The sequence below is a fragment of the Amycolatopsis sp. PSD-21 genome (assembly GCF_055561455.1).
The window spans coordinates 1927179-1938305 of sequence record NZ_CM145712.1 but is presented as its reverse complement, the minus strand read 5'-3'; the positions used below and the strand labels follow the sequence as shown (position 1 = coordinate 1938305).

At 67.5% G+C, this 11127-nt stretch carries 10 protein-coding genes, 1 tRNA gene and 1 pseudogene; 4 read left to right on the top strand and 8 right to left on the bottom strand.

All coding sequences use genetic code 11. From position 1 onward, the window contains the following. Positions 1-24: 24 nt before the first annotated feature. Positions 25-1446 carry an ATP-binding protein gene (locus ACZ1DY_RS09590; RefSeq protein ID WP_257488707.1) on the bottom strand — a complete coding sequence of 474 codons (1422 nt, stop codon included), beginning with the start codon at positions 1444-1446 and terminating at the stop codon, positions 25-27. Beyond that, positions 1443-3095, bottom strand: a complete 1653-nt coding sequence (locus tag ACZ1DY_RS09585) for an NAD(P)/FAD-dependent oxidoreductase (protein WP_192746180.1) — start codon at positions 3093-3095, stop codon at positions 1443-1445. Before ACZ1DY_RS09585 ends, ACZ1DY_RS09590 begins: the two co-directional genes overlap by 4 nt. Positions 3096-3120: 25 nt before the next feature. Here ACZ1DY_RS09585 and ACZ1DY_RS09580 point away from each other — a divergent pair, with 25 nt between their 5' ends. Beyond that, positions 3121-3837 carry a hypothetical protein gene (locus tag ACZ1DY_RS09580; protein WP_465484104.1) on the top strand — a complete coding sequence of 239 codons (717 nt, stop codon included), beginning with the start codon at positions 3121-3123 and terminating at the stop codon, positions 3835-3837. Here the strand turns inward: ACZ1DY_RS09580 and ACZ1DY_RS09575 are convergent. Continuing rightward, the gene (locus ACZ1DY_RS09575) at positions 3824-4378 is read right to left on the bottom strand and encodes an HdeD family acid-resistance protein (RefSeq protein WP_126737158.1); all 555 of its coding nucleotides are present in this window, start codon (positions 4376-4378) and stop codon (positions 3824-3826) included. The two genes, ACZ1DY_RS09580 and ACZ1DY_RS09575, sit on opposite strands and share 14 nt — an antisense overlap. A gap of 191 nt (positions 4379-4569) precedes the next feature. Then, positions 4570-6723 carry an RICIN domain-containing protein gene (locus ACZ1DY_RS09570; RefSeq protein WP_465484103.1) on the bottom strand — a complete coding sequence of 718 codons (2154 nt, stop codon included), beginning with the start codon at positions 6721-6723 and terminating at the stop codon, positions 4570-4572. A 269-nt stretch (positions 6724-6992) separates the two neighbouring features. Here ACZ1DY_RS09570 and ACZ1DY_RS09565 point away from each other — a divergent pair. Beyond that, positions 6993-7065, top strand: a tRNA-Ala gene (locus ACZ1DY_RS09565). A 250-nt stretch (positions 7066-7315) separates the two neighbouring features. Beyond that, positions 7316-7570: a hypothetical protein gene (locus ACZ1DY_RS09560; protein WP_051171979.1), complete on the top strand. Its 255-nt coding sequence runs from the start codon at positions 7316-7318 to the stop codon at positions 7568-7570. Positions 7571-7948: 378 nt separating this feature from the next. Here ACZ1DY_RS09560 and ACZ1DY_RS09555 read toward each other — a convergent pair. The 4 genes and pseudogenes from ACZ1DY_RS09555 to ACZ1DY_RS09540 all read right to left on the bottom strand — a co-directional run. After that, a pseudogene (locus ACZ1DY_RS09555) lies at positions 7949-8740 on the bottom strand (recombinase family protein); the annotation flags it as partial. Positions 8741-8924: 184 nt separating this feature from the next. Then, complete coding sequence (locus ACZ1DY_RS09550) at positions 8925-9197, bottom strand: recombinase family protein (protein ID WP_043830785.1); 273 nt, start codon at positions 9195-9197, stop codon at positions 8925-8927. Between the two features lie 71 nt (positions 9198-9268). Beyond that, entirely contained in the window at positions 9269-9775 is a 507-nt protein-coding gene (locus tag ACZ1DY_RS09545; protein ID WP_076153521.1) for a recombinase family protein, read from the bottom strand. Positions 9776-9854: 79 nt separating this feature from the next. After that, a complete protein-coding gene (locus tag ACZ1DY_RS09540) occupies positions 9855-10034 on the bottom strand; it encodes a hypothetical protein (protein WP_043830790.1) in 180 nt (59 codons plus the stop codon). A gap of 786 nt (positions 10035-10820) precedes the next feature. Between ACZ1DY_RS09540 and ACZ1DY_RS09535 the strand changes: the two genes are divergently transcribed. After that, positions 10821-11099, top strand: coding sequence for a helix-turn-helix domain-containing protein (locus tag ACZ1DY_RS09535; RefSeq protein WP_043830792.1), 279 nt, complete (start codon positions 10821-10823; stop codon positions 11097-11099). The last annotated feature ends 28 nt before the right edge of the window (positions 11100-11127 follow it).

Here is an 11127-nt window from a genome sequence, read left to right as displayed (position 1 = left end):
CGAAACGTTGGGGTAGAAGGAAAATCAGATCACGGACTGCTCCGAGACCGGAAGGCACACGGTGAACCGCGTGGCACCGGGCGCCGAGTCGACCCGGAGGTCGCCCTGATGCCGTTCGACGACGATGCGCCAGGAGATGTCCAGACCGAGCCCGGTCCCCTGCCCCACCGGCTTCGTGGTGAAGAACGGCTCGAAGATCCGCTGCCGCACCTCCGCCGGGATACCGGGTCCGGTGTCGCCGATCTCGACGTGCACGTGATCGTCCACTCTGGACGTCCGCAGGGTCAGCGTGCCCTCGGCCCCCATGGCGCCGAGCGCGTTGTCGATGATGTTCGTCCACACCTGGTTCAGCTCGCCCGCGTACGCCGGGATCCGCGGCACCGCGTGGTCGTACTCCTTCACGACCCTGATTCCCGGCCCGATCTTCCCGGCGAGCATGACGAGGGTGGAGTCGAGTCCTTCGTGGACGTCGATCCACTGGTGCGGCGCGCGGTCCATCTGGGAATACTGTTTGGCCTTGCCGACCAGCACCGAGATCCGGGTCGTCGAATCCTCGATCTCGCCCATCAGCATCTCGGTCTCGAGCGCGTACGCCAGCCAGCGGACGGCGCCGTCGAGGAAGGTCTCCCCGACCGAGTCGAGCAACCGGTCCAGATCCGGCACGGTCAGGCCCGCGCGGACGTAGATGTCGGCGAGGTCCCAGCCCTGGTCGATCCCGTGACCGTCGAACCAGTCACCGATCTCGTCCTCACGGTCGGCCTGCTGCATCGCGGTCAGCTTCGGGGCCGAGGCGACCTGCTTGACCAGCTGTTCCTGGATGTCCAGCAACTGCTCCAGCAAGGTCGGGTCGACGTTCTTCTTCGCCAGCATCGCGAGCTTGTGCCGCATCCCGGCGACCCGCTCCCGCAGCGCCGCCGTCGCGCGGACGGCGGCGGCCGCCGGGTTGTTGAGTTCGTGCGTGAGCCCGGCGGAAAGCTCGCCGAGCGCCAGCAGCCTGCGCCGCGAACCGATCACGGTGTCGCTGTTGCGCCAGCCGAGGTACATGCCCTCCAGCAGATGCGTCGCCATCGGGAACCAGCGGCGGAACTCGGTCGCGAAGTCGGCCGCGGGCAGGGTCAGGAAGGTGAGGTCGCTGACCGCGTGCACCGAAGCGCCATAGGTGTGTTCGGTCTCCTGATGCACGAAGAACTGCGTCGCGCCGCAGTAGGCGCCGCGCTGATCGGACCGGATCGTCTCGACCTCGGTGCCGCCGACGAGCCGCGTCATCCGCAGCGCGCCCGAAAGCAGGAGATAGAAGCAGGTGGCCGGTTCACCCTCGCGGATGACCGTCTCGCCGCCGGTGTAGTGCTCCAGCACGGCGTGCTCGTCGATCCAGTCGAGCTGTTCCTCGCTGAGGTGCTCGAAGAGGAAGAGCCCGCGCAGTTCCTCCCTGGGCAGAACGCTCATTGCTCCTCCAGATAACGGTGGACCAGGGTGACCGCCATGGCGCCTTCGCCGACGGCCGAAGCGACACGCTTGACCGACGCCGCCCGGACGTCACCCGCCACGAACACGCCCGGGATCGACGACTCCAGGTAGTGCGGGTCGCGATCCAGCGGCCAGCCCGGCGGCGGGCTGCCTTCGGTGAGCAGATCGGGGCCGGTCCGCACGAAACCGTGGTCGTCACGCTGGATCTCCGTGCCGAGCCAGTCGGTGCGCGGGGCGGCGCCGATGAAGATGAACAGGTGCCCGGTCGGCACGGTCTCGGTCGCGCCGTTTTCGCACAGGGTCAGCCGTTCGAGATGATCGTCGCCGTGCGCCTCGACCACCGTGGTCCGGGTGCGGACGTGGATGTTCGGTATCCCGGCGATCTGCTCGATCAGGTAGTGCGACATCGACGCTTCGAGCGACTGGCCGCGGACGAGGATGGTGACGTCGGCGGCGTGCTTGGAGAAGAACACCGCCGCCTGACCGGCCGAGTTCGCGCCGCCGACGATGTAGACGTGCTCGCCCTTGCACTCGGGCGCTTCCGTCGCGGCCGAGCCGTAGTACACGCCGCGGCCGGCGAGCTCGGCGACACCCGGAGCCTCCAGCGCCCGGTAGGTGACGCCGCTGGCCAGCACCACGGAATGTGCCGAGATCTCGGTGCCGTCGCCGAACATGACCACGCGCGCGGAGCCGCGTGCCTCCAGGCCCACGACGTCGCGGGCGGTGAGCACCTCGGCGCCGAACTTGAGCGCCTGCCGCCGCGCGCGGTCGGTGAGCTGCGCGCCGGAAACGCCGTCCGGGAAGCCGAGGTAGTTCTCGATGCGGGAGCTGGTGCCCGCCTGTCCGCCGGTCGCCTTGCGCTCGACGATGACGGTGCGCAGGCCCTCCGACGCGCCGTACACGGCCGCCCCGAGCCCGGCGGGGCCGCCGCCGATCACGATCAGGTCGTAGAACTCCTGCGCCGGGCGCGTGGACAGACCGACGGCGTCGGCGAGCTCCGGCCCGGACGGCTGGCGCAGCACCGTGCCGTCCGGCGTGACCAGCACCGGGATGTCCTGCGGCGCCGCGTCCGCCGCCTCGAGGATCCGGCGGCCCTCGTCGTCGTCGACGGAGTACCAGCGGTACGGCACGGCGTTGCGCGCCAGGAAGTCGCGCAGGTGGAACGACGGCGAGGAGTACCGGTGGCCGATGAGCTTGATCTCGTCGACCGGCCGCTCCCCCACCGCGCGCCAGGTCTCCACCAGCGCGTCGACGACCGGGTAGAGCTTCTCCTCCGGCGGGTCCCACGGCTTGAGGAGGTAGTGGTCGACGTCGACGACGTTGATCGCCTGGATCGCGGCGTCGGTGTCGGCGTAGGCGGTCAGCAGCGCGCGACGGGCGTTCGGGAACAGGTCCATCGCCTTCTCGAGGAAGACGATGCCGTCCATCTGCGGCATCCGGTAGTCGGCGAGGATCGCGGCCACGGCGTCGCCGCGCAGCTTGATCTCGCGCAGCGCTTCGAGCGCGTCGGCACCGGAATCGGCCCGGATGATCCGGTAGTCCTTTCCGTACCGTCTGCGCAGGTCGCGGGCGACCGAACGGGACACGGCGGGATCGTCGTCGACGGTCAACAGGATCGGCTGGCTCACCGGATCAGCCTATTACGTTGGGAGCGTGCTGACCGAAGCCGAAGAAGTGATCCACGCCCGTGCCGCTCTGGCGTGCGAGGCGGCCACGGCGGCGGGGCTGCCCGGCCGTTTCGAAGCCTGGCGCGAGGACGGTCTGCTCGTCGTCCTGGCCACCGCGCCGGAGTTGCGGTTCCTGCGCACGATCACCGGCGCCGACCTGCCCGGCGCCATCCGGCTGGCGAAAGCGTCGTGCTGGGACGGCGACCCGCCGACGCTGGTGCTGCCGCCGGGCTTGACCCCCCACGGCATCGGTCTCGTGGCCGCCGGTGTGCGTCCGATCGCGACTCTCCCGCTCGCCTTCGCGGCGTCGGACGCGGACGTCAACGACTCGCCCGACCTCGACGCCTTTCTCCGCATCCTGCTCGATGGGTACGAAAGCGACGACGTCGTGACGGCGTTCATCGCCGCCGAGCACGCCGACCCGCGGGTCCGCCGGTCGCTGCTGGTCGAAGACGGGGTGCCGATCTCCGCCGCCGCCCTGAGCGCGCACGGTCCCGGCGTCGTTCTCGGCGGGTCCGCCACGCCACGGGAGCATCGCGGCAAAGGCGCGCAGGCGCGGCTGCTCCTGCACGGCCTGGGCGCGGCCACCCGAGAAGGCCGCCGCTTCGCCGTCGCGACCGCGGTGGAAGGTTCGCCGAGCCTGTCGAACCTGCGCCGTGCCGGAGCACGGGTCCATCTCCGGCAAGCTTTCAGGCTTGGGTGAGCTTCCGCAGGCGGAACGCCAGCACGAGCAGCATCACGCCGTACAGCAGGGCGTAGATCCCGACCAGCAGCGCGATCCCGTACGCGCCGGCGATCGGGTTGAACACGATCACGATGCCCGCGATCAGCGAGAGCGCGCCCGCCGCGATGAGGAACGCCTCGCCCTCGATCTGCTTGCGCAGCCGGATCGCCGCGACGATCTCCATGATGCCGGTGAAGATCGCCCAGAAACCGACCAGCAGCGCCAGCACGAGCACCGTGATCCCCGGCCAGATCAGGACCAGGACACCGGCGATGATGCCGAACGCGCCGAGGACTCCGTAGGCGGCGCGATGGGCGGCGTCACCCGGCCGGAAGGCCTGCACCACGCCACCGATGCCGTCGAAGATGGCGTAGATGCCGTAGAGGATCGCGAGGGCGAGGACGGTCGTTCCCGGCCAGATCAACGCGAGAACGCCGAAGAGTATGGCGAAGACCCCGCGCAGGGCGGCGAGCGGCCAGGCCAGGCGGGGTTCGACGACGGTGAGACCGACGAGAGGCATGCGCCGAGTATCGGAGCGCCGGTGCGCGAGCGCGCGGCACGCCACCCGTTGGGGTGAGGCCGGTGCCGCATCCGACAGGTGTTGTGAAAGCCACTTTCGCAACCTTCGACGTTGGGAAAGTGGCTTTCGCAACACCGCGGCGAAAAGGCCGGTGCGCGCCGCGACCGCCATCCCGGCGCGCACCGGGGTCATCAGGGATAGGCGACCAGGTTGGCCACGGTCGATCCCGAGTTGGCGGGTCCGCCGCGGTCGTTGATCACCCGGCCGATGGTCCCGTTCCCGCCGAGGGAGACGGCGACCATGCTGCGGAACCGGACGTTCGGATTGTTCGGGACCTCGATCGCGCGATCGGCCACCACACCCGGATTCACGTTGAAGTAGCAGTAACTTCCGAGCCCGTAGGCCTCGTGGTTCGTCACCGAGCCCGCCACCTTGTAGGCCGCGTAACCCCGCGTCGAGCCGTTCATCCAGGCCGCCTGATTCGGTGGGTCGTAAGGCATTTCGTTCTGGTAGAAGTACGTGCGGCCGCGCTCGCCGTTCCAGATCGTCTGGTACTTCTGGTAATGCTCGACGAACAGGCCGTACATCGTGATGTCGTCGCCGTTGACGATCAGGCCGGTGTCGGCGGTGTTGGTGTTCCAGCCGACGCCGCTGCCGTGGTCGGCACGCCAGATCCACAGGTGGTCGCCGATGACGTCGTCGCTGTTGACCACCAGGCTGTTCGTGGCCTTGCCGACGCCCGCCCCGCCCACGCGGAAGAAGACGTCGTGCAGCGAAGTCGGGTTGGCCGCGTGGTCCTGCGCCGAATTCGCCGGGCCGACCTCCATGAGCGTGTTCGAGTTCGTCGTGCCCGCGTCGATCAGCACCCCGGCGATCTTGACGCCGTCGACGTCGGCCACCGTCATCGCGGTGATGCCGTTGTCCGGGATCAGCGTCGCCAGGCCGAGGCCGAGCACGACGGTGTCCGGCCGGGTGACGCGGAGCGTCTCGTCGAGGTGGTAGACGCCCGGGGTGATCAGGAGGTCCTTGCCCTCTGCGAGGGCGGCGTTGAGCTGCGCCGCCGTCGTGCCGGGCTTCGCGATGAAGAACCGGCTGATCGGCAGCGAGGATCCCGGCTGGCCGGCGCCCCACGTGATGCCGGAGGCGTTGGTGCGCTTGGCGGGCACGAAAACCTGGTACGCGCCCGCGCCGTCGACGTAGAGGAACGGCTTCTCCCGCACGACCGGCGTCGTGTTCACCGTGGTGTACGGCGGATTCGGGAAACTGGTCGCCGGCGCGCCGCCGACGCCCGCGAACACCATGTTCCAGTTGGAGCCGCTCCAGCTCCCGAACTGCGAGTTGCGCGAGATCCATTGCTGCTGCGAGCCGGACCGGACCTGGCCGTCGACCTTCACGTCGGACATCCAGCCGCCGCTCGACCAGCCGCCGTCGTCGAGCTGCAGGTTGCCGCGGACATGCATGCGGCGATACGGCGCGGCCTGCGAAACGGCCCACCGATCGGTGCCGCCCGCCGGGTTGACGGACAGGTTTTCCGCTCCACGCCAGAAGTTCTGCGTCGCGTTGCCCTGGAACCAGTCGGCCTCCGCGTGCACCGCGCCGTTGATCGTCACGTTGTCGGGCGAAAGGCCGAGCCCGAGCACCTGTGTGTAGAACCCGACGTTGACGTCGACGTTGTACGAACCCGGCTTGAACAGCAACGCCTTGCGATTCGAGCCGAACTGACTGGTCTCCTGCTGCGAGAACACGCTGTTCACCTGGGACTGGATCGCCGCCTGCGACATACCGGGGTCGAAGACGAGCACGTTCGGTCCGAGGTCGGGGTTCGCGGTGCCGGCGACCGGAGTGAGCCGGAAGGACTGGGCACCGGTGCCGTTGCAGGCGTACTGCTGGAGCTGGGTGCCGTCCTGGGTCGACAGGCCGGGGATGTCCAGGCATTTGCCACTGTTGCGGCTCACGAAGTGATACGTCCCACCCGACTCCTCGACCGGCTGCCACTGCTGGTTGTTCCCGCCGCCGTAGGCCCACAGGTGGATCAGCCCGCCGTCGGCGGTCGACACCTCGGCGACGTCCCACACCTGGGCCGGGTTGTTGCGCGTGTTGACCCGGTAGTAGCCGCCCGAGGTGGGCTGGAACTGCCACTGCTGGGAAAAGGTCTGGTTGCAGGCGTACTGCTGGACGACCGTCCCGTTCGCCGTTCCGGCGGCACGCGCGTCCACGCATTTCCCGCCGGTGGTCGACACCGTGTACCAGGTGTCGGGGACGATGGCCGCCTGCGCCGCCGGAGCCACCACCATCAGCGCTCCGACCAGCGAAAACAGGGCTACCAGGGCTGCTCTGGCCCTCATCGGGACCTCCTCCGCGTCATTCGGGCAGGGCGAGCTGAGGCGGAGCCCAGTGGAGACGCGGCGTAGCGGGCGGGGACCTCGGCGTCACGATGGTCGAAAACGTAACGGCGGTCACACGCGGAGTCAATACACGTCTAAAAATAAGACTCAAAGATGCTGGTCAGCGCGATTTACGGCGGTCAGGGGTGCATAGAGTGACCCCCACGTGAACGGCACTGGAGGGCGGTGTAATGTATGGACACACGAGATGCGGAGAACAACACCGCTCCGGGGCTATGGCGCAGCTGGTAGCGCACCTCACTGGCAGTGAGGGGGTCAGGGGTTCGAGTCCCCTTAGCTCCACCCTAGGGGTCTTACTAGAACAAGTGCCTGAATGAAGGCCACGAAGTAGGACCGCGACGCCTGAAGGCGAGCAAGGACCACCCGCATTGCGGGTGGTCCTTTTGATTGTGCCCTCCGCGCTGGTTGCTGCGGTCCGCTGACCTTGGATGGCGTGGAGCTCGGCGAAGGGCTCACGGAGCTCACCCTCTGTGATCTTGTCGTCCTCGATGTAGAGGGTGTGGAAGATAGCTTGGTTGAGTAGGCGGCGCTGTTGGTCGTTGCAGCGTCGGTACAGCTGGTCGGGCTGTTCGAGGAGAGCAAGGCCGGCGTTGACGAGCTGGGCGCTGTCGGTGAGGTCGGCGTTGGCTGTGTGCAGGCGATCCTCCAGCCGGCGGCGCTCGCGGGCGATGTCGCGCAGCTTCTCCTTGACTTTGGTCTGCGGCAGCGTGCTGTCGGCTGCGAGGTCGATCAAGTTCTCCTCCTTGGTGTCGAGTTCCTTGAGTTGTGCGGTGATCTGCTTGCGTAGCAGGCGTGCGGACTTTTCCTGCTCGCCGAGCACGGCATCGATCTGGTCGCGCATGTCAGTGATGAACGGCTGGCTGAAGCGAATCGCGGAGTAGTGGCGCTCGACAGCGTCCTCGACGAGCGTGACGTTGACGTGGGGTGCTTGGCACAGCCCCTTTTGCCGGCCGCGGCAGAAGAAGTACAGGTACTCGGCGCCCTTCGAGTTGATGGTCCGTTGGATGATCATCCGCCGCTTGATGCCGTCGCATTGGCAGCGTCCACAGAAGAGCGATCCTTTGAGGTAGTGGTGGTGGACGCGACGGCGTTCTTGTGCCGTCATTCGCGATTCAAGGATCTCCTGAACTGTCTCGAAGAGGTCCTCGTCGATGAGCGGTTCGTGCCGCCCTTGGATTTCTTCGCCGTCGTACTCGACGTATCCGAGGTAGTAGCGATCACGCAGCATTTGCGAAATCTTGTTCTCGGACACCTTCTTGGCGGGGTGTCGCCGGGTGGCCCTGGTGCGTAGGCCGCGGTCGTAGAGCTCGTCAGCCAGCTCTTCTTGCGTGTAGTCGCCGCTGGCGAAGAGCTCAAAACCCAGCTGAACAAAGGGCGCCCGTTCGGGATCGACGATGATCGTGCGGATGACGCGGCCGTCGGAGTGGTCGATGTGGTTGAGGTAGCCGAGCTTCGCGCGTCCGAGCGTGCCGCCGTTGCGGGCTTTCTGGCCCATCTTGTAGGCGATGTCGGCACCGGACTGGCGGGATTGGTACTCGTTGAACGTGGCCAGGATGCCGTGCATCAGCTGGCCGACCGGGGTGTCGTCGATGGCCTCGGTGGCCGAGACCAGGGTGACGCCGCGCTTGCGCAGGTCTGCCATGACGATCGCGTCGTCGTAGCGGTTCCGCGCCATGCGCGAGAGTTGGTAGATGATGATGACGTCAACGTCGCCCTGGCTGCGCACCCGCGCGAGCATCTGTTGGAATGCTTCGCGTTTGGTCATCTCCATGGCTGAGCGTCCGGGCTCGACGTACTCGTCGATGACCGTGACGCCCAGGTCCCGCGCCTTGCGCAAGCACGCTTCCCGTTGGGCCGGAATGGAGATGCCTTCCGGGTTGTAGTCGGTCCGGACTTGCCCGGTCGAGGACACGCGCAGATAGATCACTGCGCGAGTGCCGTGGGCAAGGTCGTCCATTGGCGGCTGGATAGGGATGGTGACGTCCTGCTGCAGTTCATCGATGAAGTCGGCATAAGCGCTGGTCATGACACCTCCTTCTGAGGGCGGCCTGGACGGAGGACCGTGCAGCCGGCGAGTGGGTCCGGGCGGCTGGATCGCGCGCTCCCGGCGAGCGGCGAATTCGTGGCCGGGTTGCTGTTTCTCAACGGCTGCGGAACCGCGCGAGCATGCGTCGGAACAGCTGGCGTTTCGGCCGTCGCCAGAGTCGAGCGTTTGGGTCGACGTACTCGTCGATGAGCGAGAAACCCAGTTCCCGCGCCTTGCGCAGACATGCCTCACGCTGGGCCGTGACGCTGTGGTCGGTCTCGGCCCGTCCGGGCGAGGCCACGCGCGTGTAGATCACCGCGCGGGTGGTGGGCGCAGGGGCATCCGACGGCTGGAGTTCGTTGTCCGAGTTGGCGTAGGCGGTGGTCATGACACCTCGTTATGAGTCGGTCTGGATGGGGATGTTTTGGTCGGCGCAGTGGGCTCCGGCGGGATTTGCAGTTAGCCGGCGAGCGGCGATTCGTCGGCGGATTGCTGGTCGTGGCGACGCCGGTCGCGACGATCTGCGAGTGCGCCGGTCTGCTCGATCTCCGCGACGGCACTCAACACGCGTACGTGGAAGAGGCCGTGCGCGGTCTCCGTGTCGAGGGCGGGATCAGTGGCCGAGACGACCCGCACGCCTCGGGACGTTAACTCGTCGAGCACGAAGGCGAGGTGCTGTGTCTTGCGGGAAAGGCTGTACAGGTGGTTGACGACGAGCACGTCGATGACTCCGGATCGGGCTGCCGCCAATACCCGTTGCAGCCCAGGACGCTTCAGCGTGCCGCCTGATGCGTAGTCGCTGCTGCGGAGAGCGATGTGCCAACCGGGTTGGGACGCGACGTAGGTCTGCAGGTGGTCGCTTTCGCGGAGGGTGGGCCACCGCTGGTAGAGGCCGACGCGTACCGGCCGTCGAGCCCGTGGGTGTGCGGCTCGGCGGCTGCGGGGATCGCAAGTGGCAGGCGGCATTGTGGTGAACCTTCCTTTCGAGTCATTGGCGAGCGGCTTCGATCCGCTGGGTTCGTTGCGCAAGCGCGAACGCGCGACGTCATGCCGCGTCGCGGCAGTGATCGGGGTGGCTGGCGTCCGCGGTGCCTGGCTCGGCGGGCAGCGTTTGCTCGCTGGCTTCGGTCTGCGCCAGGTCTGCCGCGAGGCTGGCGACCACCCGCGCGAGCTTGCGCATGTCGGGGGGATCGCGGCGAACGCCGCGCACCACCACGTTGCGCACAGCTCTGCTCGCGCCAACGCGCCGTCGGGGTTGCCTGCTCGGCGCGCTGACGGGGCTTCCCTGCTGCTCTTGGTCGGCCGGAGCAGGAACGTCGGCGCAGTTGTTGTCGGCCTGATCGGGGTTGCGAGGTTGAGCGCACATGAGCGCCCCCTTCGTGCCCGTGAGGCCCGCGGCTGGCGGAGGTTCACGGGGCTGCTGGTCGGCGACAGGAACCGTCGACACAGCGGGCACTCCCAGCTGCCGACACCTGCGGTCGCCGATCCGCGCGAAGCGGGTTTCGCGGCGATGCGGGCACGCACCATGACGTGCGTTAAATGAGCTGGGACCGCCAAAGCTGTCACGACCAACGGGCCTCTGCTCCCCGCATGCGTCCGTGTGGGGCCGGCGCTCGTGGCCGTGCTGGACTCTTGCCGTTCGGTAGGACTGTGTGCCTTGCCGAACTGGTGCTGGGTCACCTCGTCAGCTCGGGGTGGGCGGTCGACGCGAGTCCAGAAGAGCGCTACCGGCGCTGACCGCGAACCGCGGCGCGTCGGCATGGCGATGAACGTGATGGGTGCCGAAGCACCTCCTCTCTGTTGAACCGGGGACAGATGCGCCATTCAATTAAGGTAACACCTGAATAGATCTAGTACAGCCTGTGTATCTCAAGTTCTATCTGTTCGTGGGTGTGTGTCTGCTAAACACGCCGAACGTGCGGCGGCCAGCTTCGGTCGCCGTCGGGGACACTGAGAGTCGGTTGGCGACGGCGCGAAGCGCCTCGGAGCGACGAACACGGGACGGCAGCGGGTGCAGATCGAGTGGCGGCTGCGGAAGGTCATGGCCTCCCGCGACGTCTGGACCGCGACCCAGTTGCGCGAAATCCTCATCCAGCGCGCCGGGTTCGAACTGTCTCTCCAGTCGGTTGACGTGCTGATCAAGAAGCAGCCGGTCCAGGTGAAAGTGGCGACCTTGCAGGCGCTGTGCACGACGCTGCGGTGCACGCCCAACGAGCTGTTCGGAATCGACACTCCACGCGATGTCTCGCTCGTCGAACCGGACACCACGGAGTCCCGCGGCGAGCAGTGAGCCCGCGGCGGCGAACGCGGCGACGGCC

Coding starts and splice junctions, on each gene's coding strand:
- ACZ1DY_RS09570 (WP_465484103.1), bottom strand. CDS start 6,723: ATGAGGGCCAGAGCAGCCCTGGTAGCCCTGTTTTCGCTGGTCGGAGCG.
- ACZ1DY_RS09550 (WP_043830785.1), bottom strand. CDS start 9,197: ATGACCACCGCCTACGCCAACTCGGACAACGAACTCCAGCCGTCGGAT.
- ACZ1DY_RS09545 (WP_076153521.1), bottom strand. CDS start 9,775: ATGCCGCCTGCCACTTGCGATCCCCGCAGCCGCCGAGCCGCACACCCA.
- ACZ1DY_RS09590 (WP_257488707.1), bottom strand. CDS start 1,446: ATGAGCGTTCTGCCCAGGGAGGAACTGCGCGGGCTCTTCCTCTTCGAG.
- ACZ1DY_RS09575 (WP_126737158.1), bottom strand. CDS start 4,378: ATGCCTCTCGTCGGTCTCACCGTCGTCGAACCCCGCCTGGCCTGGCCG.